Raw genomic sequence first — 24,697 nt, forward strand, 5'->3', positions numbered from 1 at the left:
CGCCTCATCGCCACACACCTTTGGTGTCGACAATCCATTGCTGCTGTACCTGAGCGGCATCGATGGCGCGGAAGGCGCGATGATCCACCAGCATCACCAGAATATCGGCCTGGGCCAGCGCCTGCTCGCCCGGGACCAGCTCAGCTTTGCCTGCCAGCGCGTCAGCGATCTGCGCAATGTGAGGCTCAACCACCCAGGTTGTGCCGCGGTGCCACTCCGCAATCTTCTGCGCCACGCCCACCGCCGGGCTTTCGCGCAGATCGTCAATATTGGGTTTAAAAGCCAGTCCGAAGCAGGCGATGGTGATATCGCTGGCGCGCTTGCCGGTCTGGGTCAGGCACTCCGCCAGCGCGGTTTTTACCTGGTCCAGCACCCACTGCGGCTTGGCATCATTGACCTCGCGCGCGGTGCGGATCAGACGGGCTAGTTCGGGATTCTGCGCCACGATGAACCAGGGATCGACGGCGATACAGTGTCCCCCGACGCCCGGCCCTGGCTGCAGAATGTTGACGCGCGGATGGCGATTCGCCAGCGCAATCAGCTCCCAGACGTTGATCCCCTGATCGGCGCAAATCAGCGACAGCTCATTGGCAAAGGCGATGTTCACATCGCGGAAGCTGTTCTCAGTCAGCTTGCACATCTCGGCGGTGCGGGCGTTGGTTTCCACACACTCGCCTTTCAGGAAAATGCGATACAGCTCGCTGGCGCGGGCGGAACAGGCGGGTGTCATGCCGCCGATGACCCTGTCATTATTGATCAGTTCGACCATCACCTGACCCGGCAGTACGCGCTCCGGGCAGTAGGCGACGAAGACATCGGGCGTCTCACCGTGCTGCGGAAAACGCAGATCGGGACGCGCCGCCGCCAGCCAGTCGGCCATCTGTTCCGTGCTGCCAACCGGCGACGTCGACTCCAGAATCACCAGGTCGCCCTTCTTCAGCACAGGAGCTATCGACTCTGCGGCGGCTTTAACAAAGCGCAGGTCGGGCTGATGGTCATCTTTGAACGGAGTCGGCACGGCAATAAGAAAGGCGTCCGCAGGCTCAGGCTGGGTGGTGGCACGCAGGTCGCCACGCGTGACGGCAGCATGTACCACCTGATCTAAATCAGGCTCCACGATGTGGATCGCGCCACGGTTGATGGTTTCCACGGCGCGCGCGTTGATATCCACGCCCACCACTTTTTTTCCCTTTGAGGCAAAAACGGCTGCCGTCGGCAGCCCAATGTATCCCAGTCCAATCACGGAGATGGTTTCAAAACTCATAATTCGGCTCGGTTATCTTTTAAGGCTTGTAAAATACGACCGCAGGCTTTGCCATCGCCATAAGGATTATGGGCATGGCTCATCGCCTGCCAGGCCTCATCGTCGCTCAGCAGTTCGCTCACGCTGGCCACGATAGTGGCGACATCGGTTCCCACCAGTTTCACGGTGCCGGCATCGACCGCTTCCGGCCGCTCGGTGGTGTCGCGCATCACCAGCACCGGTTTACCCAGCGACGGCGCCTCTTCCTGGATACCGCCGGAGTCGGTGAGGATTAACCAGGCGCGGTTCATCAGCCAGACAAAAGGCAGATACTCCTGCGGTTCGATCAGAATGATATTTTCAATGCCGCTGAGTATCCGGTTAACCGGTTCGCTGACATTGGGATTGAGGTGCACCGGATAGACAATCTGCGCTTCCGGATGCTGGCGGGCAATCTGCGCCAGCGCGCTGCAGATCCGTTCAAACCCGCCGCCAAAGCTTTCACGACGATGACCGGTGACCAGTACCAGTTTCTTCTCCGGATCGAGAAACGGATAGCGCGCGGCCAGCTGCGCATTCAGATTGGTGTCATCCAGCACCCGATCACGTACCCACAGCAGCGCGTCAATAACCGTATTGCCGGTCACGATAATGCGTGAGTCGGCGAGATTTTCCTGCAGCAGATTCTGTCGCGAGCGCGAGGTCGGGGTGAAATGCAGGCGGGCGAGATGGCCGGTCAGCTTACGGTTGCCCTCTTCCGGCCACGGCGACGCGAGATCGCCGGTGCGCAGCCCGGCTTCCACATGGCCAACCGGAATCTGATGATAAAAGGCGGCCAGACTCGCCGCCAGCGTGGTGGTCGTGTCGCCGTGCACCAGCACGATGTCGGGCCGGAAGTCGAGCAGAACGGTTTTCATGCCCTCTAAGATGCGACAGGTGATCTCCGTCAGCCCCTGCTCAGGCCGCATGATGTTGAGATCGTAGTCCGGCTGCAGTCTGAACAGACGCAGCACCTGATCGAGCATTTCGCGATGCTGGGCGGTGACGCACAGCCGTGATTCAAACGCGGGATCCTGCGCCAGCGCCTGAACCAGCGGGGCCATTTTTATCGCTTCGGGGCGAGTACCAAATACGGTCAGAACTTTCACACTGTTTCTCTCAATCATGCGTGTCTGACATCAGACGCGGACGACGTGCCAGCGCCACGCCCGCGCCGGTTAATGCCCCAACGGCACCCCACATAATCATCATGAACAGACGTCGCGGGCTGTCACGTGATACCGGCTCTTCCGGCGTACGCAGATAACGGTAGGTCTGGAACTGGCTGTTCAGTCTGGGTCCGGTCTGCAGCGTGGCCAGCATAGCTCTGTTTTGATCATAGCTGATATCGAAGCTGGGACCGGTGGCACGCAGGGTTTCAAGCTGTCCCTGCAGCACGGGCTGGCCCAGCAGGAAGAGATCGCTGTCCGCCAGATTTTCACCCGCTTCGCGCGTCTGTTTCTCATTGATACCCTGCTGACTGGCGATCTTCAGCGCCTGCTCCAGACGGTGCTGCTGGCGCTGGAATACGGCGTTCGCCACATCTTCCTGACGTTTTACCTGCGCCTGCAACTGATCGGTGCGCGCCTGCCAGGCCCCTTTTAACTCATCATTCAGATGACGTGCGGCACGCTCGCTGGCGTAGGCAATATACTGACGCAGCAGGTTGTTGGCGTCGCCTGCGGTTTCCGCATTGAGTCTGACGTTGTCCGGCAGGTTATGTGCCGCGTCCGCCGGGGTGAAGAGAATGTTGCCAATCATGTCGTCAAGCAGCGCGGCATCGTTGTGCGCGTTGCCGGTTTTACGACTCTTGTAGTAGTCGGTTTGCTGCCAGAACTCGCGACGCGTATCCCACGAGGCGAGCTGCATGATGAACTCCTGATAAACCTCATCCATCACCGTTGGCGAGGGCGCCGCCAGGGTTAACGCGTTATTCCGCACATCCAGGTTGGTCAGAAACTGCTGCTGTGCATAGTAGGAGCCCAGCATATTTACTGTCGGACGATCGGTGATCGCCGTGGTGCTCCAGACCTGTTTCAGCAGCAGCGTCGCCAGCCAGGCGACCAGGGCAAACAGCAGGGCCAGCCCCACAATCCAGCGCTTGCCACGCCATAACCGGCAGCCTAAGCCGCGAAGATCCAGTTCGTTGTCCACAACGTCAGAAGGCATGGCAGAGATATCCTTTAATCAGCATCGGGTTCATTTATTTTTTGCTTCGCGATGATGGCTCAGACGGCGCTTGATGCGACGGATACGCCGCGCCACGCGCCATGCATGTTTCAGGCAGTAGCCATAAACCATGAACGCGCCCAGGAAAAGCAGCAGCATCACCCACTCAGGGATAAACGCCAGATACTCACCCAGCACCCCGATACCGGCGAGAATCGCGGCCGCGACGGTAATCAGCACAAAGGCCTGACGCGAGCTGAAGCCTGCGCGCATAATCAGATGGTGGATGTGCTGACGGTCAGCCGAGAACGGGCTCATGCCTTTGCGCAGACGGCGATACATGATCGCCACCATATCCATCAGGGGAATGGCGATGAGCCAGAGGGCGGTCACCGGCGTGATGGGGTGACTCAGACCCTGGGTGGTTTCCAGCAGAATCCAGATGATGGTGAAGCCGATCATGGTGCTGCCGGCGTCACCCATAAAGACTTTAAAGCGGCGGCCAAGAAAGCCCAGGTTGAGCAGAATATAGGGCAGCGTGGCGGCGATCATCGCAAAGCACCACATCGCCAGGCTGGTCTGGCCGTCGAAGTAGAGGATGATGCCCATAGCGGCAAAGGTCACTGAGGAGAGGCCGCCCAGCAGACCGTCGATGCCATCCACCATATTAAAGGCGTTAATCGCGGCCCAGACGGCGAACAGCGTCAGCACATAGCCAAAGGGCCCCACGATCAGCTCGAACGGACCGACGATAAAGCCCAGACTCAGCAGATAGAGTTTTGCCCCCACCATCATGACGACAGCGACCAGCGCCTGCACCACCGCGCGGATTTTAACGCTGATATCAAAACGATCGTCGAGCGCCCCGACCAGCACCAGCACACCGGCACAGCCCAGATAGAGCAGCGCGTGTGGCAGATAGTAGTTGGTAATCGCGAACGTGAAGCAGATCCCTGCAAACACGGAAATGCCGCCCACCAACGGAATCGCGCCATGATGGCGTTTACGTGAGTTAGGCTTATCAACTAAACCAATTTTTTTAGCTGCTTTTCGAGCAAAAAAGAGGAAAGCCAGTGAAAAGAGAAAAATTAAACCAAGCTCAGTACTCATAGTGAGTAAATTCACGTTAAACGCTCTCAGCTAACATCCCGCACAACAATACGCGAAAAAGCGCGTTTATCGCTGTGTCGGATTCCGAATTCTGCATCAAGAGACAGACGAACGGTCAAAAATTCGCCATCACTACCACAGTCATTATAAATGCTCCTGCCAGTGTTCAATCCTATAGCTCACAAATGAAAAACGCCACGTCGGGACGTGGCGTAAGGGCGATTTTCTGCAAATCTGGATTAAAAAAGCCGAATCAGTGGTCCGGCCTGGCCGTATCAGATTATGAACGCTTCATCATGTCGAAGAATTCATCGTTGGTTTTCGTCATCGCCAGTTTGTTGATGAGGAACTCCATGGCGTCGATTTCGCCCATCGGGTGAATAATCTTACGCAGGATCCACATCTTCTGCAGCTCTTCCTGAGAGGTAAGCAGCTCTTCTTTACGTGTACCGGAGCGGTTGTAGTCAATCGCCGGGAAGACACGTTTTTCAGCGATTTTACGGGCGAGATGCAGTTCCATGTTACCGGTACCCTTGAACTCTTCGTAAATCACTTCGTCCATCTTCGAACCGGTATCAACCAGCGCGGTGGCGATGATGGTCAGGCTGCCGCCCTCTTCCACGTTACGTGCAGCACCAAAGAAACGCTTTGGACGATGCAGGGCGTTGGCATCCACACCACCGGTCAGGACTTTACCTGACGCCGGCACCACGGTGTTATAAGCACGCGCCAGACGGGTGATGGAGTCGAGCAGGATGATGACATCTTTCTTGTGCTCAACCAGGCGCTTGGCTTTCTCGATGACCATTTCCGCAACCTGAACGTGGCGTGACGCCGGCTCATCGAAGGTTGAGGCAATGACTTCACCTTTGACCAGACGCTGCATCTCGGTCACTTCTTCCGGACGCTCATCGATCAGCAGGACCATCAGCACGCAGTCCGGGTAGTTATACGCCAGGCTCTGCGCGATGTTCTGCAGCAGCATGGTTTTACCGGCTTTCGGCGGTGCAACGATCAGACCACGCTGACCACGACCGATCGGTGACGCCAGATCCAGAACGCGGGCCGTTAAATCTTCCGTTGAACCATTACCCCGTTCCATACGCAGACGCTTGTTGGCGTGCAGCGGCGTGAGGTTTTCGAACAGAATCTTATTACGCGCGTTTTCCGGCTTGTCGTAGTTAACTTCGTTAACTTTCAGCAGCGCAAAATAGCGTTCACCTTCTTTCGGTGGACGGATTTTGCCAGAGATGGTGTCACCAGTGCGGAGGTTGAAGCGGCGGATTTGGCTGGGGGAAACGTAGATATCATCAGGGCCGGCGAGGTAGGAGCTGTCTCCGGAACGGAGGAATCCAAATCCATCCTGAAGAATCTCCAGCACGCCATCACCGAAGATGTCTTCGCCGCTCTTCGCGTGCTGCTTCAGGATTGAAAAGATAATGTCCTGCTTGCGCATGCGAGCCTGATTTTCCAGCCCCATATTTTCGCCGAGAGTAATCAGCTCAGCAACCGGCGTATTCTTTAATTCGGTAAGATTCATAGTGATGGGTTCTTAAACTCGGGGTAATACTCGGAATGTTTGTCGTGAATGGTATGGCAACTAATCCATGCCGTTAATGGCTCTTTTCGGCTCTTCCCGACGATCATCGAATGGAATGGCGATCGGTATGCAGGGAGATGTCCGAATGTAATGCCAGAGTTGGAGCTAACCGTAAGATTGCTGAACCGTTCTATCTTTATAAGGTACAGGGCGAATGGGTTCAACAAGGGAAAACTTTAGATGCTAACTACAAGGTAAGTTCGTAATGCAGTGTGAGTAAATTAGCACGCCTGAAAGCGAACGTCCAGCAGCAGGAGATAAATTCACCACTGCCAGACATTCAGTCCTGCATTACGCCAGGTTGGCGTTCAGGAACTCTTTCAGCTGGCCTTTAGACAGTGCGCCCACTTTGGTCGCGGCGACTTCGCCATTTTTGAACAGCAGCAGCGTCGGGATACCACGAATGCCATACTTCGGTGCCGTGCCTGGGTTATCGTCAATATTCAGCTTAGCGATGGTCAGCTTGCCATCATACTCTTCTGCAACTTCATCAAGGATTGGCGCGATCATTTTGCAAGGACCACACCATTCAGCCCAGAAATCTACCAGTGTAACGCCGTCGGCTTTCAGCACGTCGGTGTCGAAACTGTCATCAGTCAGATGAACGATTTTATCGCTGCTCATGTTTTACTCCACAAGATTATGCCTGGCGAATTGGCGTAATATATACCAATGTTGGTTGACTTTATTTCATCGGATACGCTTTCGTAAAGCGATAGTAAGCTGATATTCTACCACACTATGAGCAAAACACACTTAACTGAACAGAAGTTTTCCGACTTCGCCCTGCACCCTAAAGTGGTTGAAGCCCTTGATAGTAAAGGCTTTCAATACTGCACGCCGATTCAGGCGTTAGCTCTGCCTTTTACGCTTTCAGGGCGTGATGTTGCAGGCCAGGCGCAAACCGGTACCGGCAAAACGATGGCGTTTCTGACGTCAACGTTTCATCATCTTCTCTCTTATCCTGCGGCGGAAGGTCGTCAGGTTAATCAGCCACGGGCACTTATTCTTGCGCCAACGCGTGAACTTGCTGTGCAGATTCATGCAGATGCCGAACCCCTTACCGCCTCAACCGGCCTGAAACTGGGTCTCGCCTATGGCGGAGACGGTTATGATAAACAGCTGAAAGTGCTGGAGCAGGGCGTAGATATTCTGGTGGCCACCACCGGTCGCCTGATCGACTACGCGAAGCAGAATCACGTTAACCTCGGTGCCATCCAGGTCATGGTGCTGGACGAAGCCGATCGCATGTTCGATCTCGGCTTTATTAAAGATATTCGCTGGCTGTTCCGCCGTATGCCGCCTGCCACGCAGCGCCTGAGCATGCTCTTCTCGGCAACGCTCTCTTACCGCGTTCGTGAACTGGCGTTCGAGCACATGAACAGCGCGGAATATGTGGAAGTGGAACCGGAACAGAAAACCGGCCATCGCATCCAGGAAGAGCTTTTCTATCCGTCTAACGAAGAGAAAATGCGCCTGCTGCAGACCCTGCTGGAAGAAGAGTGGCCGGATCGCGCCATTGTCTTCGCAAACACCAAGCACCGCTGTGAAGATATCTGGGGCCACCTGGCCGCTGATGGTCACCGCGTTGGCCTGCTGACCGGCGATGTGGCCCAGAAGAAGCGCCTGCGCATTCTTGATGACTTCACCAAAGGGGACGTGGATATTCTGGTCGCGACTGACGTTGCTGCCCGTGGTCTGCACATCCCGGCGGTCACCCACGTCTTTAACTACGATCTGCCTGATGACTGTGAAGATTACGTTCACCGCATTGGTCGTACCGGTCGTGCAGGTGCCAGCGGACACTCTATCAGCCTGGCCTGTGAAGAGTACGCACTGAATCTGCCGTCGATTGAAGAGTACATTGGTCACAGCATTCCGGTCAGTAAGTACAGCAGCGAAGCCCTGTTAACCGATTTACCGCCGCCTAAGCGTCTGCAGCGCAGCCGTTCCGGCAATGGCCCACGCCGTGGAGGCAATAACGCTAATCGTCGCGGTGCGCCACGCAACAACAACCGTAAACGTTCAGGTTAGGCCACCATGCTCAGCGCGTCGTCACTTTATGCAGCGATTGATTTAGGGTCTAACAGCTTTCATATGTTGGTGGTGCGCGAGGTCTCTGGCAGTATTCAGACCGTGGCAAAAATCAAGCGCAAGGTTCGCCTTGCCGCCGGTCTGGATGCCAGTAATCAGTTGTCAGCCGAAGCCATGGCGCGTGGCTGGCAATGCCTCCGGCTCTTCTCTGAGCAACTGCAGGATATTCCCCCCGATCAGATTCGCGTGGTGGCGACCGCCACGCTGCGTCTGGCCGCGAATGCGCAGACCTTCCTCGATACCGCCCAGCAGATTCTTGGCTGCACCATCAACGTCATCAGCGGTGAAGAAGAGGCGCGCCTGATTTATCAGGGCGTGGCTCACACCACAGGCGGCTCCGACCAGCGTCTGGTGGTCGATATCGGTGGCGGCAGTACCGAGCTGGCAACCGGCGATGGTTCGCACGCGTCGGTGTTGTTCAGTCTGTCGATGGGCTGTGTCACCTGGCTGGAGCGCTTCTTCAGCGATCGTCATCTGGCAAAAGAGAATTTTGACCAGGCGGAGCAGGCTGCCCGCGAGATGATCCAGCCTGTCGCCGCGCAGCTGCGTCAGCAGGGCTGGCAGGCCTGTGTCGGTGCGTCCGGCACGGTGCAGGCGCTGCAGGAGATTATGGTGGCGCAGGGCATGGATGAGCGCATCACGCTGAGCAAGCTGCAGCAGCTTAAGCAGCGCGCAATCCAGTGCGGCAAACTGGAAGAGCTTGAAATCGAAGGGCTGACACTGGAACGGGCGCTGGTGTTTCCTAGCGGTCTGTCGATCCTGATCGCCATTTTCCAGACGCTCAGTATCGATAGCATGACCCTGGCGGGCGGCGCGCTGCGTGAAGGGCTGGTCTACGGCATGCTGCATCTGCCCGTTGACCGCGATATCCGCACCCGCACGCTTCACAACGTCCAGCGCCGGTTCAGCATTGATGTTGAACAGGCGGATCGTGTGCGTCAGCTGGCGGAGAGCTTCTTCCGTCAGGTTTCCACCTCGTGGAAGCTGGATCAGCGCTGTCGTGAGCTGCTGCTCAGCGCCTGTGCGATCCACGAAATCGGCCTCAGCGTCGACTTCCGGCATGCGCCACAGCATGCGGCTTACCTGGTGCGTCATCTGGATCTGCCTGGCTTCACACCGGCGCAGAAGAAGCTGCTGGCCTGCCTGCTGCAAAACCAGAGCGGCAGCATCGATCTGGCGCTGCTGACCCAGCAAAACGCCCTGCCGCCGCGTCTGGCGGAACGGATGTGCCGTCTGCTGCGGCTGGCGATTATTTTCTCAACCCGCCGCCGCGATGACACCCTGCCAGCGGTACGACTCCAGGCAGACGATGATGCCCTGCATCTGACCCTGCCCGCTGACTGGCTGGAGGCGCATCCGCTGCGCAGCGAGCTGCTGGAGCAGGAGAGCCACTATCAGTCCTATGTTCACTGGTTGTTAACCCTGTCGTAATACCTGCGTCTGAGGCGAATCGCCTTCGCCTCTCCGCCCGACGCGCTTACCCTTTTCTGGCTTTATCCAGCATCGCCCGCAGACCGGCAACCCGGCTCTGCCCGGTTTTCATCCGCTCCTCGGCACTGACCACTTTGCGCTCCGTCTCCCACTGCAGATCGTCCTGCGGCAGCTCCAGCAGAAAACGGCTCGGCTCCGGTCGCACCAGCTCGCCATATTGCCGCCGTTCACGGCAGAGGGTAAAGGTCAGCTCTTTCTGTGCCCGCGTGATGCCGACATAGGCCAGACGACGCTCCTCTTCGATATTGTTCTCATCAATGCTGCTCTGGTGCGGCAACAGCCCCTCTTCCATACCCACCAGGAACACATAGGGGAACTCCAGCCCTTTGGAGGCGTGCAGCGTCATCAGCTGTACCTGATCCAGCTCTTCATCGCTTTCACCGCGCTCCATCATGTCGCGCAGGGTAAAGCGCGTGACCACCTGGGCCAGCGTCATCGGCTCGTCGATATCGCTGCCCTCCAGCATTTCGGTCATCCACTGAAACAGCGTGTTGACGTTCTTCATCCGCATTTCTGCGGCTTTCGGACTGCCGGAGGTTTCGAACAGCCAGCTTTCGTAATCGATGCCGCGAATCAGATCGCGGACGGCGTTGACCGGCTCGCGTTCGGTCAGCTGGATGATCTCATTCAGCCAGTGGGTAAAGCGCTGCAGATGCTCCAGGCCACGTCCGTTGAGCGTCTGACCCAGCCCGACATCAAAACTGGCATGAAACAGGCTCTTGCTGCGCAGATTCGCCCATTCACCGAGCTTCTGCAGCGTCGCCGGACCAATCTCGCGACGCGGTGTGTTGACGATGCGCAGGAACGCGCTGTCATCCTCAGGGTTAGTCAGCACGCGCAGATAGGCGAGCAGATCTTTAATCTCCGGCCGTGAGAAGAACGAGGTGCCGCCAGAGATGCGATAGGGAATGCGGTTCTGCATCAGAAACTTTTCAAAGGTGCGTGACTGATGGTTACCCCGGTAGAGGATCGCGTAATCTTTGTACTGCGTTTTGTTGATAAAGTGATGCGCAATCAGTTCGCCGGTGACCCGCTCCGCTTCATGCTCTTCGCTGTTGGCAGTCACCACTTTGAGTTCGCTGCCCTGCCCCAGTTCGGAGAAGAGCCGCTTTTCAAAGACGTGCGGATTGTTGGCAATCAGGATGTTCGCCGCTTTCAGAATGCGCTGCGAGGAGCGGTAGTTCTGCTCCAGCTTCACCACCTCCAGCGCCGGAAAGTCCTGACTCAGCAGCACCAGATTCTGAGGCCGCGCGCCGCGCCAGGAGTAGATCGACTGGTCATCATCACCCACCACCGTGAAGCGCGCCCGCGCGCCAACCAGCAGTTTAACCAGCTCATACTGGCTGGTGTTGGTATCCTGGTACTCATCCACCAGCAGATAGCGGATACGCTGCTGCCAGCGTTCGCGTACCTCCTGATTACGCTGCAGCAGCAGCGTCGGCAGCAGGATCAAATCGTCAAAATCGAGGACGTTGCACGATTTGAGATGCTGACTGTAGAGGCCATAGCAGTGGGCAAAAATATTCTCCTGCTGTGAACGCGCCTGCGCGGCCGCGCCCTGCGGATCGATCAGGTCATTTTTCCAGTTTGAGATGGTGGAGATGAGCTGCTGCAACAGCGTATTATCCTCCTCCAGCCACTCTCTGGTCAGCTCTTTCAGCAGGGCGAGCTGATCCTGATCGTCGAACAGCGAGAAGTTGGACTTCATGCCCAGCGCCGCCGTTTCACGCTTGATGATCTCCAGGCCCAGCGTGTGGAAGGTGGAGATCAGCAGCCCGCGCGCCTCTTTGCGACCCAGCGTCTGCGCCACACGCTCTTTCATTTCGCGCGAGGCTTTATTGGTGAAGGTCACCGCAGCGATGTGTCGCGCCTGATAGCCGCACTCACGAATCAGATGGGCGATTTTATTGGTAATTACGCGGGTTTTGCCCGATCCCGCGCCCGCCAGTACCAGACAGGGACCGGTAACAAATTCGACGGCACGTTGTTGGCTGGGGTTTAAACGCATAGAAGAAATCGCCTGATTGAATCAAAAGAAAGGGGTTTATACTGGGCGGCAATTATACACAACCGAGATACCAACATGGCGAAAACCGCGGCGGCTTTACACATCCTGGTCAAAGAGGAAGCGCTGGCAAAAGAGATTCTGGCGAAACTGGCGAAGGGCGGCAATTTCCAGCAGCTGGCGAAGAAGCATTCGACCTGTCCTTCCGGCCGTAAGGGGGGCGATCTGGGCGAGTTTCGGCAGGGACAGATGGTACCGGCCTTTGATAAAGCGGTCTTTACCTGCCCGTTGCTGACGCCTTACGGGCCGGTAAAGACCGGCTTTGGTTATCACATTATCAAAGTGCTCTACCGCAACTAGTTACTTCTTCTGCTTCATCTGCTGCAGAACGTTGCTGCACTGGTTGTCTTCGTTGTCGCTGGGGGAGATCAGTGCCAGCAGCGCCGCTGCCGGCCCTACGACCGCACCCAGCGCCACGGCAGCGGCCCCACGGGCCAGCAGTGGCCCCGCTTTCACGCCCGCATCCGGATTCTTAAAGGTGCCGCGCACGTAGAGCGGGGAGCGCAGCGTGACGATGCGAACACCTTTACTCTCCGGATTGATCGACAGGTCCAGACGTTCACTGGCGAAGTTGGCGTTCCCTGACACATTGATAATCGCGTTCTCGGTATCAAACACAAACAGGTTCGGCGTCGCCAGACCGTTCTGCAGTCTGATATCGGTGGCCGCGCAGTTGATGCGAACCTGATCGTCGCCAAAGAGTTTGCCGACCACGTAGTTACCCACGTTAAGTCCGGCGATCTCCATCAGATTGCGGCTGATCAGCCCGTCATTCATCAGCAGCTTCAGCTGACCGTTGCTGGTCGCCAGCAGGTCGGCGACCGAGTTGCCGGTGCCGGTAAAGCTGGCATCACCGTTGAGCTGACCCAGGCTGTTCTTCATCGCCTGCACATCCGGGAACAGCTGACGCAAACGCAGCTTGCGTGCATGCAGGTCAACCCGGCCACGCATCGGTGAGCGATCGCCCTCCAGCCGGATAGTGCTGTTGAGATTGCCGCCCGCGATACCAAAGCGCAGCGGGTCCAGCAGCAGATCGCCGTTTTTGAGCTGTAAGTGGGTGTAGAGATCGCTCAGCGGCAGTGAGTTGCTGTGTTCGATGCGTTTGCCGCTGAACTTCACGTCGGCATCCATCACATCCCAGCTTTTGGTTTCAAACCTGTCGTGCGGCAGCACACGGTCAGCAGGCTGATTCGATTTCTCACCGCGCCGGGCTTTGGCCTGGGCGGTCTTCTCACTCCCTTTGCCGGAGTTCACACCAATCAGCGGCCCCAGATCGGCCATGCGCAGTTGCTCAGAGGTGAGTTCCCCGGTGAGGGTGGGACGCGGTTTGCCCTGGGTGTAGATCAGCGAGCCATGAATGTCGCTGTCGCCGATATGACCGTTAAATTTCTCATAGCGGTAGACCGCACCCTTTTCGCCGCTGAATTTCGCGATCAGATGGCCGTCCGTTTCATAAGGCGGGGTATCAGGCAGCAGAACGCCGGTCAGGCCATAGAGGTTCGCCAGCGTATCGCCGGAGAAGCGCAGACGCACATTCAGTCCGCCCAGGTTCATCGGGTCCTGCACGCCCCCGGTTACCTGAACCCGCGTGGTGCCGTTTCGCACATCGGCCTGCACCGGGAAAGGGGTGTTCTGGCTGCGCAGCGAGAGCATGCCGCCAATCCTGCCTTCACCGCTGAGCTTTTCATTGTTGTAGGTGCCACTGGCCTGCCAGCCAAAGACGAAGTCTCCCGCGCCCTTCTGCTGATCGTCACCGCCGGCAATCTGCGCATAGGGCACCGGTTTGCCCAGCGGATTCACCTGTACCGTGACATCGGCGCGGTTAACCGCATCGCGATAGCGGATTTGCCCCTGATCAAACAGGATATTATCCAGCCGGAAGGACCAGGCCGAGGGCGCGCTGTCCTTGTCATCCTTGTCACTACCGGCGAGATCGAACGTCCAGTTATTCTTTTTATCCGCCGTCTGAATCAGGCGCGCATCGGGTCGCTGCAGCTTAATCCACGGGATGAAAAGCTCTTTGTGCAGCAGCGACAGCGGTGCCAGCGTCGCGTCGGCCCGTTGCAGATGGACCATGGTGACATCAGGAATGCCGGGCGGGTTACCCAGCATGATATCTTCAGCGTGTATCTGCGGCCACGGCACCCAGCGCCGCCAGCCCGACTCGTCGCGATGGCGCACCCAGTCGATCCCCAGATCCCCGCGGATGGCAAAAGGACGATTGAGTTCGGTTGAGACTTTCTGATTGATGGTGGGCTTCAGACGGTTCCAGTCAAATGTCGCGATCACCACAATAATCACCACAATCAACAACACCAGAATGCCTGCAACCCAACTGACGATTTTCCCGGTACGCGACATGTCGCTTTCTCCTTGCTCTTTCACGGCCTGCGTTAAAGATAGTCGAGACGGCGGGCAACGGCATCAGGGAAGCTGGAGAGTCAGATGATTCAGTTCAGAAAATGGGACAGGCCGCGAAAAGTAGTAGCCCTGAGCCGCGATGGCCGGGGAACCCCTGACCTGCTGCCACTGCTCTTCCGTTTCCACGCCCTCGACAATCACGCCGTTGCAGTAGCGATTGATGAGCGCCAGCAGCATCGAAAAGAGGCTGCGCCCTTCATCAGAACTGCCCAGCAGAATAAACAGGTCGCGCGACAGCTTGATGTAGTCATATTTCAGTTCGGTCAGCGCGGAGAAATTGGCCATGCCAGAGCCAAAATCATCCAGCCACAGCGGGCCCAGTTCCGGGATCTTAGCGACTCTCTCCGCCTGTGGCAGCGCATGATGCTCTGTCAGCTCAAAGCGGATCCAGGGCAGGCGGGCGATCAGGCGACGAATGGCGGGCCGGTGCTGAATAGAGAGCAGCGAGGGGCCATCGATGTTGACCGACGCGACCACACCGTTGCGCTCGAAGAAGGCGGACCACTGCGTCAGCAGTTCCAGCTGCTCATAGATCACATTGAGGCGCTGGGCGATATCGAGCCCGGCAAACCAGGCCTCGGGTGACAGATTCCGTTCCGGCTGGGCAGGATGAGAAACGGCGGTCAGCAGTTCAATGGCGAGTAACCGACCGGTTACCCGATAGATAGGCTGGAACCGATAACGCCGCTGGCACTGTTGCCAGAAGAGCGGGGTTTCCGTTTGATAATCAGGGTCAATTGAAGACGGCAGCCATTGACTAATACTCTCCATCACCATGGTATTTTCCTGGTTGATAATATGTCCCCAAAACGGGTGACGCAGCTGCGATTATCGTGAGTGTCTGTGGTAAAGAGATGAACGACCCGGCCACAAAAAGGGAAAGTCTATCAGCTGCGTCGCCCGCATAATCGGTAAAAAAAGCCGAAATTAGCGCCTCTTATCCGCCAGATTAGCCCTCTCCTGCACCTTAAGCTAAATCAAAACAGCGTTTTAAAAGCGTTGACGACTGCCATACCAGACGCGAGACTGAGCACTCTTTCACTACGGGTTGCAAACCATGACGCAGAAGAAAATTGCCATTATCGGCGAATGCATGATTGAGCTGTCGGAAAAGGGTGAGAACATCAAACGGGGTTTTGGCGGCGATACGCTGAACACGGCGGTTTATCTCGCCCGTCAGGTGGATGAGCAGCAGTTACGGGTCGATTACGTCACGGCGCTGGGGACGGATTCGTTCAGCGATCAGATGATAACCGCCTGGCAGCAGGAGAAGGTCAACACCGGCCTGATTCAGCGTCTCGAGAATAAAATGCCAGGCCTGTATGTGATTGAAACCGATGCGGAGGGCGAGCGCACCTTCTGGTACTGGCGCAGCGACGCCGCGGCCCGCTACTGGCTCGACAGCCCGCAGTCAGAGGCGATCGCCGACCAGCTGGTGCACTATGACTATCTTTACCTCAGCGGCATCAGTCTGGCGATTCTGCCCGCTGCCAGCCGGGAAAAACTGATGCAGCTTCTGGCCCGCTGCCGGGCAGAGGGCGGCAGGGTGATTTTCGATAATAACTATCGCCCGCGTTTATGGGCCGATCGGGCCAGTGCGCAGAGTGCGTATCGCGCCATGCTCAGCTGTACCGATATCGCCTTTCTCACCCTGGATGATGAACATCTGCTGTGGGGCGAGCAGCCGCTGGAGGAGGTTATCGCGCGAACCCGCGAAGCAGGCGCCAGCGAAATTGTGATTAAACGGGGTGCGGAGGCCTGCCTGGTCGCCACGGGTGATGCGCCGCTGATTGAGGTGCCTGCGGTCCGGCTGGCGAAGGAGAAGGTGGTGGATACGACGGCCGCGGGCGATTCGTTCAGCGCCGGATATCTGGCGCGCCGCCTGACCGGCGCATCGGCTGAAGCCGCCGCACAGCGCGGGCATCTGATCGCCAGCACGGTGATTCAGCATCGTGGCGCAATTATTCCGGCAGAGGCGATGCCTGACTGAACTGCATCTGATAAAGCCGGGCATAAGCGCCGTTCTGCTGCAGCAGCTGCTGATGCGAGCCGCGCTCAACGATCCGGCCCTCTTCGATAAGCAGGATCTCATCGGCTTTCTCAATGGTTGAGAGCCGGTGCGCAATAATCAGCGTGGTGCGGTTCTGCTGCAGCGTCTCCAGCGCAGACTGAATCGCCCGTTCTGAGCCGGTATCGAGGGCCGAGGTCGCTTCGTCGAGGATCAGAACGGGACTGTCGCGCAGCAGGGCGCGGGCAATGGCAATGCGCTGGCGCTGTCCACCCGACAGCAGCACCCCATTCTCCCCAATCATCGTATCCAGCCCGTTCTCCATTTTATTGATGAATTCCATGGCATGAGCCATCTGCGCCGCCTGTTCGACCGCGGCGCGGCTGAAGAGATCACGACGGGCATAGGCGATATTGTTGGCGATGGTGTCATTGAACAGATGAACATGCTGAGAGACCAGCGCCATCTGCTCGCGCAGCGAGGCCAGGGTGTAGTCACGCAGATCGTGCCCATCCAGCAAAATTTCGCCGCTGTCGATATCGTAAAAACGCGTGAGCAGGCTGGCGAGGGTCGATTTACCTGAGCCGGAACGGCCTACCAGGGCGACCGTTTTTCCGGCCGGGATATCCATATTGATTGCGTTCAGGGCCGGCGTTTCCGAACCGGGATAGGTGAAGCTGACGTTGCGGAACGCGATATGACCGGCGGCGCGTCCGATAACGCGGGTGCCTTCATCTTTTTCCTGCTCAGTATCCAGAATCGCAAACAGTGTCTGGCAGGCGGCCATGCCGCGCTGGAACTGCGCATTGACGCTGGTCAGGGACTTTAACGGACGCATCAGCATCAGCATGGCGGAAAAGACCGCGCTGAGGGTGCCCGCTGTCAGCGTCGTCATTACCGACGGAAAACTGGCCGCATAGAGCACAAAAGCCAGTGCAAAAGAGGCGATCAGCTGGATAAGCGGATCGGACAACGCGGTGGCCGACACCATTTTCATCCCCTGGCGACGCATCCTGTTGCTGACCTGCCCAAACCGCTCTGTCTCCACCCGCTGACCGCCGAACATCAGCACCTCTTTATGCCCTTTCAGCATCTGCTCAGCATGGGAGGTGACCTGCCCCATGGTGTCCTGCATGTTCCTGCTGATACGGCGAAAGCGCCGGGAGACGATGCGGATCGCCAGCGACACCACGGGCGCCAGCACCAGCAGGATCAGGGAAAGCTGCCAGCTGTAGTAAAACATCATGATAAACAGGCCAAGGATAGAGGCACCTTCACGCACCACCGTGACCAGCGAGCCGGAAGAGGCGGAGGCGACCTGCTCGCAATCGTAGCTGATGCGGGAGAGCAGCGTGCCGGTTGATTGCTGATCAAAGAACGCCACCGGCATCCCCATCATATGGCTGAAGAGGCGACGGCGCAGGCTCATCACCACTTTACCGGAGACCCAGGAGATACAGTAACCGGAGATATAGCCGCTGACGCCGCGGATCAGGATCAGCCCGATAATCACCAGCGGCATCCACAGCAGCATCCCCGCATGCCGCCTGCCCATCACATCGTCCAGCAGGCTTTTCAGCAATGTCAGCATAAACGGGTCTATGGCGGCGTTGACGATGAGGGCTATCCCGGCGACCACCAGGCCCAGCCTGAAGGGTGAAATGGTGGGCCACAGTCGCGTAAACGTCTGTCTGGCAGAGAGTGTGGGTTCAGACATGGCATGCATCTTACCGTTGTGTAGAAACGGATGATGATATGTTAAACCGTATCAACCAACCGGAAACTGCCCTGTCGCCATGAATCATAAACAGTCTCAAATGAGACTGGTACTTCTCCCCTGCCTCCAGGCCCGGATCACGCGGGGATAAAATCATTATCGCCTCTTAAGCGCCCGCAGTGTGATATCCGGTAAATTGCGGCTAGTAAAGCGGGCCATGCCGCTCATTTCCCTTACGCTGAAAAATTGTGGTTAATCGCACAGGCGACCCGGCCATCCCCTTCAATCAGACTTATAATTTATTGAATAAAATTAGCCAGTTATAACCAACCGAGCGCCACCAGGCATAGTCCGAATCTGCCCGATTCGGCCCTTTTCGGATGGACGTTCGCCGTAAAAAAGACCATCTTTTAATCAACAACAGCAGGACGCTGTGCTCTCCGGCCGTGAACAAAACAACTAAAATATTCTCCGCATCAGGACCTATTTATGCACACAGAAATCATTAATATCTGGCCACACGGTGATGCGCCAGGTGCCAGCGATTCGCGGGCACAGCCGCAGATCGTCGATATGGCAAAAGAGTATGAGCCTTACGATCGCGCCGCCACCGGTGTACGTTGCCCGGAGATGGCGATCTGGCATCCGGTCGAATCCAACGGGATCACCCTGCTGGTCGCGCCAGGCGGAGGTTATCAGCGTGTGATGATCGACCGTGAAGGCAGCGCCCTGGCGACCTTCTTCACCTCAATGGGCTACACCCTGGCGGTCATGACCTACCGCCTGCCCTATGATGGTCATCATGAAGGCCCCGATGCGCCGCTGGCCGATGCACAGCGCGCCGTGCGGGTGCTGCGTGAACGGGCGCAGCGCGGCCTGAATGGAAAGTACATTGTGATGATGGGCTTTTCGGCGGGTGGCCACGTCGCGGCCAGTCTGGGCACACGCTTCGCGGAAAAACTCTATCCGGTGCAGGATGGCGCAGAAAACTTCTCACCTCGCCCGGATGCGATGATCCTGGTCTATCCGCTGATCAGCATGCGTGATGGCATTGCTCATGAAGGCGCCCGAACCCGCCTGCTGGGTGCCTGGCCCGATCAGAAAACGATTGAGGCCTACTCGCTGGAAACCCGGGTTCACCCGCTGGTGCCGCCAACGCTGTTGATCCACGCCGCCGACGACGAAGCCGTCTCGGTGAATCACAGCATGGCGTTTTTCAGTGCGTTGCGGGAGCATAAGGTCCCGGCAGAGGTGCATTTCTATCAGAAAGGCGGGCACGGATTTGGTATCCGCGGTGTGGCAGATTTGCCCCTCGCCAGCTGGCCGATGTTAGTGACCGAGTGGCTCAGGGCAAAGACCTGATCTTAAGCCGCAGGCGGCACGTCTTTGACGTTGCTGTCCGGCGGCGTGGCTTCGCTGCTGGCCGCCGGTGCCGCTGACGGTGCCATCACTTTGTCCCAGCTGTTTTGCAGGCTTTTCACGTTGGTTTCCGCTTCGCCTTCCGGCTGGATCAGAACCATCATCAGTTCCTGGGTCAGCTGCTGACGCAGCTCCTGGTTTAACTGCTCGCGGGTCAGACCCGCCAGGAAGGCCTGCCGCAGCTTCTGATACTGCTCAGGCGCAATATCGACCACGGCGTTCTGCTGGGAGCGCAGCCGCTGGCTCATCAGCACATCGGTGTCGGTGCGGGCATAGGTGGTGAACAGCTTATTCAGCTCCAGCAGCTTCTGCGCCATCAGCGCATCAAACTCCTCCTGCGGTAAGCCTTTATCGCGCACGTTAGCCAGCTCGCGAGCCACCAGATTCATATTCTGCGCCAGACTGTCGTTGCGTCCATCCAGATTGATCGAGCACTGCGCACGCTGATAGAGCACGCGGCAGTCAAATCCCACCTGTATGCCCTGCGCTTTGCTGTCACTGAGCGCGCGCTGAACGTGCCAGAACAGCGCTTCACGGGCCAGATCGCCCTGCCAGTAACGCTGCAGATTCTGCGAGTCACGAATCGGCTGCCACGGCGTATCCCACACCAGTGAGAGGCGATCCTGCGTCATGTTGCTGCTGACCAGATTCACTGGCTCGTGCGGCAGCGGGGAGAGGGTGGGCAGTGGCGCAGGCGTTTCGCGTTTGCCGGTCAGTGCCGAGAAGGTTTTGTTGATCTGCTCAGAGAGGTTGCGGCTGTCGACATTGCCGACCACGTAGAGCGTCATCGCATCCGGGGTGTACCACTGATGATAAAAGTCGTTGAGCTGGGTTAAATCAACCGGGGCGCGTGGCTGCGCCGCAGGATCGTGCGCCAGCAGCGCCGAGCCTTTCAGGCGGTAGCGCCACCAGACATCCTGCGTATCTTTCGGCCAGGTGGCGACCGGATCGGAGGCCGTCAGCGCGGTGCTCACCACCTGTTCGGTAATCGCCATATTGCCCGCCGTGGCCGCCAGCCAGTTCAGCGCTTCTTTCAGCAGCTCAGGGCGGTTGTTCGGCAGGCTCAGATTATATTGGGTGGAATCATAAGAGGCGATGACGGGCGGCAGGGGGCGCTGAGGATCCATCGCCTGCTGCCATAGCGCGCGCTGCTGCTGGGTGTCGAGCGCGGTATTGTGCACCATGGCCAGACGCGACAGCAGATGGCTGAAGCCGGTCTGTTGCGCACTCTCCACCAGTGAGCCGGTGTTGACCACCAGCCGCAGTTCGATGCGGTCACTGGGGCGTTGCGGTGTGGCCAGTAACTGCCAGTTAAATCCGTTATCCAGCTTGCCTTCCTGCCAGGCCGGATCCGGTTGCAGCGTTTCTGCCTGGAGACCATAGCTGCTTGCTGCCAGCACTAATCCACCAACCAAAAGCCGAATTCTGGTGCCCTGCATGTGAACCCCTACTCAAATAATTCAAATATCGTTATCACTGGCGCGACGTGCCGCTGTTATTAACGAATCGGCTGGCGCCGAATCGCGCTGTTATCCAACAACAACGTGTTTGACCACAGGAAGTTCAGGATGTCGCGCAACGAAGTGAAAAACGTCAAAAAAAACAAGTGGGGTTTATTATGCAAATGCCCGCTGTCAGGGCAAGCGACAGCGGGCATTTGAGGGGATTTAAGTGAAATTCAATGATTAAACTGAAGATTCGGACGCTTTATTCTCTTTATTCCGGCCGGCGAGCGTGTCATTGAGCTGTTTGTGATCCAGCTGGTCGACCCATTTCGCCACTACCACGGTCGCCACACCGTTTCCGATCAGATTAGTCAGCGCACGCGCTTCGGACATAAAGCGGTCGATACCCAGAATCAGCGCCAGACCCGCCACCGGCAGATGGCCGACCGCCGAGAGCGTCGCCGCCAGCACGATGAATCCACTGCCGGTCACCCCTGCCGCGCCCTTCGAGGAGAGCAGCAGTACCACCAGCAGCGTGATCTGATGGAAAATATCCATGTGGGCATTGGTCGCCTGGGCGATAAACACCGCCGCCATGGTCAGATAAATCGAGGTGCCGTCGAGGTTAAAGGAGTAACCGGTGGGGATCACCAGCCCGACCACAGACTTCTTACAGCCCAGCTTCTCCATCTTATCCAGCATGCGCGGCAGCGCCGACTCGGACGAGGAGGTGCCCAGCACAATCAGCAGCTCTTCTTTGATATAGGCGATGAACTTAAAGATGCTGAATCCGGCAAACAGACGCGCAATCAGTCCCAGCACAATCACCACAAACAGCACACAGGTGATATAGAAGCAGACGATCAGCTGGCCGAGCTGCACCAGTGACCCCACGCCATATTTACCGATCGTGAACGCCATCGCGCCGAAGGCCCCTATCGGTGCCAGACGCATGATCATGTTGATGATGCCGAAAATGACTTTCGAGAAGCTCTCAATCACGTTGAAGATCAGCGTGCCGGTGTTACCCAGACGATGCAGGGCAAAACCAAACAGAATGGCAAACAGCAGCACCTGCAGGATGTTGCCGCTGGCAAAGGCGCCAATCACGCTGTTAGGAATGACATCCAGCAGGAATGCGACGATGCCCTGCTGTTCCGCCTGCTGCGCATAGACCGCCACCGCTTTGGCATCCAGGGTGGCGGGATCAACGTTCATTCCTGCGCCTGGCTGCACCACGTTAACCACGATCAGACCAATGATCAGCGCGATGGTACTGACAATTTCAAAATAGAGCAGCGCGACAGCGCCGGTGCGCCCGACGGCTTTCATGCTTTCCATACCGGCGATGCCGGTCACCACGGTACAGAAGATGACCGGGGCGATAATCATCTTGATTAACTTAACAAAGCCATCGCCCAGCGGCTTCATCTGGGTCCCCAGCTCCGGGTAAAAATGGCCTAACAAAACGCCGATGCCAATCGCCATCAGCACCTGGAAATAAAGGCTTTTAAAAAGTGAGGTTTTCATAAACAGGTGTCCACTAACGCCGTGAGGTGATGTTGTCGGATTCGTTATTGTGACTGGCGGGCAACAGAGGTGGCGCCTGACAGTAACCCGAAAATAACACTGTGTTTACGTGATTAATACAGGGCGACAAACCCCCAGGAAATGTCAGGATCGTAATTCTGAACTGAAACGCTTCAGCAAGGGGTTTTGTAACTAAAATTCTCGCAAAATCAATGAATCAGGCAATTATTGCGGCAGTGAGGAGTTTTCTATCCAGGCCTGATTGAATCGGGTCAGAGGCAGCGCTTCCGCGTAGAGGTAGCCCTGCCCGATGTGAATGCCGCGCGCCAGCAGCCAGTCACGCTGCTCCGCGGTTTCCACGCCCTCGGCAATCACCTCAAGGTGGATAATCTCGGCGATCGCCGCCACGATGCAGACCATGGTGTCGTCATCCGGCAGCGCCGCCACAAAGCTGCGATCCATCTTCAGCTTGTTGACCGGCAACGCTTTCAGCTGATGCAGATAGTTGAGATTGGAGTAGCCCATGCCGAAATCATCCAGCGCCACCGCCACCCCGGCCTGCTGCAACAGTCGCAGCATCGCTATCGCCTGTTCTGCATCATCCAGATGCGCCGTCTCGGTCACTTCCAGCACAAAAGTGCCAGGGGCGATGCGGTGACGGGTCAGCAGAGACTGCAGATGGGAGACCACGCCCGTATCGCGCAACTGTACCGCAGAAATATTCACGCTCAGCGGCAGCATCATGCCCTGCCGCTGCCAGCCAGCCAGAATGCGGCACGCCTCTTCAAACACCCAGCGTCCCACTGCGCTAATCACGCCTATCTCTTCGGCGCTGGCGATAAACTCTTCCGTCAGGCCGTAACTGCCATCCGGCTGGCGCATACGCAGCAGCGCTTCCGCGCCCGCCAGTGCCCCGGTGCGCATATCGACCTGCGGTTGGAGGTAGAGAGCAAACTGCTCATCGTGCAGACCCTGCAGAATGTCATGCTCCTGGGTCAGGCGTTTCTGTGCGCGCTCGGTCAGCGCGGCGTCAAAGAAGAGGATCTGATTTTTGCCCTGATGACGGGCCGACATCATCGCCGAGATCGCCCTGTCCAGCAGTTCACTGGCGCTCAGCGGCTGATCGTCGCGCAGCGCCAGACCGATGCTGACGTTAGGGCGCAGCTGCAGCTGGTGCAGGCTGACCGGCTGATTAAGGCGAATCATCAGATTGCGCGCCAGACGCAGGGCGCGGAACGGATTACTGGCGCGCTTCATCAGCAGGACAAAATCGCTGACGCCGGTCTGCGCCAGCAGGGTGTGGTCATCCAGCGTATGGCGGATCTTCTCCACCAGCGTCAGCATCAGCGTGTCGCGCTGCTCATCGCTGAGTATGCCGTTGGCTTCCTGCAGGGTTTCGATGCGGATCACCATCAGACCCAGCGACCGTTCAGGATTGCACATGAACTGTTCGACCAGCGCCAGGAACAGGGTGCGGTTGGGCAGGTCGGTGACCGGGAAGTGGGTGGTCAGCCGGCTCATCTCATCATGAATCGACTCCAGCACCTGCTGATTGCGGTTGTAGCTGCGCACCAGCATGCCGATCTCGTCATCATGATGGCTGTGCGGCAGGGAGAGTTTATGGGTCAGAATCGCCTGCGGCGGCAGCTCCTGCAGCTCGCGCGAGAGATGACGCAGCGGATGCACCACCAGCCGGTTGATGCACCAGCTGATCGCCACGGAGAGGATCAGCGCCAGCAGCAGATAGGTGATGATCATGGTCGAGAGCGTGCTGAGGATAAACTGGTAGACGCGCGTTGAGTTCGCCTGCAGCACCAGATAGGCCAGCGGCTTTGGCATTCTGGTATTTTCTATCGAGTAGAGCGGCAGGGTAATCTGCACCGGCAGCTCAAACAGGCGGGCCACCAGACGCGGCACCGGTTTTTCTGTCTCAAAGTCAGCATGCAGCGCCTGAAACGCATTGGGCAGCACCACATCGGCGCGCGACAGGATACCGGCCGGTTTCAGAGAGTGAAGAATGTGTTCGGCCCGGGGGATATCGGCCCGCAGCACCGCTTCCGACAGCGGCTGACGAACGGTGTGGGCGATATTCTCCATCTGCTGGGCGTAGTCAATCCTGCGCTGCTGCACAAAATGAAACAGTTGGATGACGATAAAAATACTGATGGTGATAACCGCAACCAGCGAAACCGTCGCCATCTGCTTTATCGTAAGTGACCGGCTTACGCGCAAAAAATTCTCTCCTGACGATGAAAAAAGCCCAGATAGCAGACAGTACAATGCCAGCCAGTATATCCCATAAACTGACTTTTTTACCGTCTGAAAAGTCCGGCTTTTTCCCGGTCA

Annotated in this window: 18 protein-coding genes; 5 read left to right on the forward strand and 13 right to left on the reverse strand. The window is 57.5% G+C overall.

Going from position 1 to position 24,697, the window contains the following annotated elements; translation table 11 throughout:
- Nucleotides 1-4: 4 nt before the first annotated feature.
- The 6 genes from wecC to trxA form a co-directional block, all read right to left on the reverse strand.
- The gene (gene wecC / locus FJW00_RS10020) at nt 5-1,264 is read right to left on the reverse strand and encodes a UDP-N-acetyl-D-mannosamine dehydrogenase (protein WP_058958104.1); all 1,260 of its coding nucleotides are present in this window, start codon (nt 1,262-1,264) and stop codon (nt 5-7) included.
- A complete protein-coding gene (wecB, locus tag FJW00_RS10025; protein ID WP_009088424.1) occupies nt 1,261-2,391 on the reverse strand; it encodes a non-hydrolyzing UDP-N-acetylglucosamine 2-epimerase in 1,131 nt (376 codons plus the stop codon). Before wecB ends, wecC begins: the two co-directional genes overlap by 4 nt.
- Before the next feature lie 10 nt (nt 2,392-2,401).
- A complete protein-coding gene (gene wzzE / locus FJW00_RS10030) occupies nt 2,402-3,451 on the reverse strand; it encodes an ECA polysaccharide chain length modulation protein (protein ID WP_140923927.1) in 1,050 nt (349 codons plus the stop codon).
- Nucleotides 3,452-3,481: 30 nt separating this feature from the next.
- Entirely contained in the window at nt 3,482-4,561 is a 1,080-nt protein-coding gene (wecA, locus tag FJW00_RS10035; RefSeq protein ID WP_033736131.1) for a UDP-N-acetylglucosamine--undecaprenyl-phosphate N-acetylglucosaminephosphotransferase, read from the reverse strand.
- Nucleotides 4,562-4,841: 280 nt separating this feature from the next.
- The gene (gene rho / locus FJW00_RS10040) at nt 4,842-6,101 is read right to left on the reverse strand and encodes a transcription termination factor Rho (RefSeq protein ID WP_003851960.1); all 1,260 of its coding nucleotides are present in this window, start codon (nt 6,099-6,101) and stop codon (nt 4,842-4,844) included.
- A 351-nt stretch (nt 6,102-6,452) separates the two neighbouring features.
- The gene (gene trxA / locus FJW00_RS10045) at nt 6,453-6,785 is read right to left on the reverse strand and encodes a thioredoxin TrxA (protein ID WP_003851963.1); all 333 of its coding nucleotides are present in this window, start codon (nt 6,783-6,785) and stop codon (nt 6,453-6,455) included.
- 117 nt (nt 6,786-6,902) lie between these two features.
- On the opposite strand from trxA, the gene rhlB reads away from it, so the two are divergent.
- Both rhlB and gppA read left to right on the forward strand, forming a co-directional pair.
- A complete protein-coding gene (rhlB, locus tag FJW00_RS10050) occupies nt 6,903-8,195 on the forward strand; it encodes an ATP-dependent RNA helicase RhlB (protein ID WP_009088417.1) in 1,293 nt (430 codons plus the stop codon).
- A gap of 6 nt (nt 8,196-8,201) precedes the next feature.
- Nucleotides 8,202-9,686: a guanosine-5'-triphosphate,3'-diphosphate diphosphatase gene (gppA, locus tag FJW00_RS10055; protein WP_140923929.1), complete on the forward strand. Its 1,485-nt coding sequence runs from the start codon at nt 8,202-8,204 to the stop codon at nt 9,684-9,686.
- Between the two features lie 46 nt (nt 9,687-9,732).
- Here gppA and rep read toward each other — a convergent pair whose 3' ends face one another.
- On the reverse strand, nt 9,733-11,754 hold the full coding sequence (gene rep, locus FJW00_RS10060; protein WP_140923931.1) for a DNA helicase Rep: 2,022 nt from the start codon (nt 11,752-11,754) through the stop codon (nt 9,733-9,735).
- A gap of 75 nt (nt 11,755-11,829) precedes the next feature.
- Between rep and ppiC the strand changes: the two genes are divergently transcribed.
- A complete protein-coding gene (gene ppiC / locus FJW00_RS10065; protein ID WP_009088412.1) occupies nt 11,830-12,111 on the forward strand; it encodes a peptidylprolyl isomerase PpiC in 282 nt (93 codons plus the stop codon).
- On the opposite strand, the gene FJW00_RS10070 is transcribed toward ppiC, so the two are convergent.
- Together FJW00_RS10070 and pdeH are read right to left on the reverse strand one after the other, a co-directional pair.
- Entirely contained in the window at nt 12,112-14,172 is a 2,061-nt protein-coding gene (locus FJW00_RS10070) for an AsmA family protein (RefSeq protein WP_140923933.1), read from the reverse strand. It lies immediately after the preceding gene.
- A gap of 63 nt (nt 14,173-14,235) precedes the next feature.
- Nucleotides 14,236-15,009, reverse strand: coding sequence for a cyclic-guanylate-specific phosphodiesterase (gene pdeH / locus FJW00_RS10075; protein ID WP_058958109.1), 774 nt, complete (start codon nt 15,007-15,009; stop codon nt 14,236-14,238).
- A gap of 280 nt (nt 15,010-15,289) precedes the next feature.
- Here pdeH and kdgK point away from each other — a divergent pair, with 280 nt between their 5' ends.
- On the forward strand, nt 15,290-16,222 hold the full coding sequence (gene kdgK, locus FJW00_RS10080; RefSeq protein WP_140923935.1) for a 2-dehydro-3-deoxygluconokinase: 933 nt from the start codon (nt 15,290-15,292) through the stop codon (nt 16,220-16,222).
- On the opposite strand, the gene msbA is transcribed toward kdgK, so the two are convergent.
- On the reverse strand, nt 16,194-17,957 hold the full coding sequence (msbA, locus tag FJW00_RS10085; protein ID WP_373682547.1) for a lipid A ABC transporter ATP-binding protein/permease MsbA: 1,764 nt from the start codon (nt 17,955-17,957) through the stop codon (nt 16,194-16,196). The genes kdgK and msbA overlap by 29 nt on opposite strands.
- A gap of 489 nt (nt 17,958-18,446) precedes the next feature.
- Here msbA and FJW00_RS10090 point away from each other — a divergent pair, with 489 nt between their 5' ends.
- The gene (locus FJW00_RS10090; protein WP_009088404.1) at nt 18,447-19,319 is read left to right on the forward strand and encodes an alpha/beta hydrolase; all 873 of its coding nucleotides are present in this window, start codon (nt 18,447-18,449) and stop codon (nt 19,317-19,319) included.
- Between the two features lie 2 nt (nt 19,320-19,321).
- Here FJW00_RS10090 and FJW00_RS10095 read toward each other — a convergent pair whose 3' ends face one another.
- The 3 genes from FJW00_RS10095 to hmsP form a co-directional block, all read right to left on the reverse strand.
- Complete coding sequence (locus FJW00_RS10095) at nt 19,322-20,815, reverse strand: M16 family metallopeptidase (protein WP_140923939.1); 1,494 nt, start codon at nt 20,813-20,815, stop codon at nt 19,322-19,324.
- A gap of 246 nt (nt 20,816-21,061) precedes the next feature.
- The gene (locus tag FJW00_RS10105; RefSeq protein ID WP_009088401.1) at nt 21,062-22,351 is read right to left on the reverse strand and encodes a dicarboxylate/amino acid:cation symporter; all 1,290 of its coding nucleotides are present in this window, start codon (nt 22,349-22,351) and stop codon (nt 21,062-21,064) included.
- Nucleotides 22,352-22,576: 225 nt separating this feature from the next.
- Complete coding sequence (hmsP, locus tag FJW00_RS10110) at nt 22,577-24,583, reverse strand: biofilm formation regulator HmsP (RefSeq protein WP_111208637.1); 2,007 nt, start codon at nt 24,581-24,583, stop codon at nt 22,577-22,579.
- Nucleotides 24,584-24,697: the final 114 nt, after the last annotated feature.

The organism is Pantoea anthophila (assembly GCF_006494375.1).
Classification (GTDB): domain Bacteria; phylum Pseudomonadota; class Gammaproteobacteria; order Enterobacterales; family Enterobacteriaceae; genus Pantoea; species Pantoea anthophila.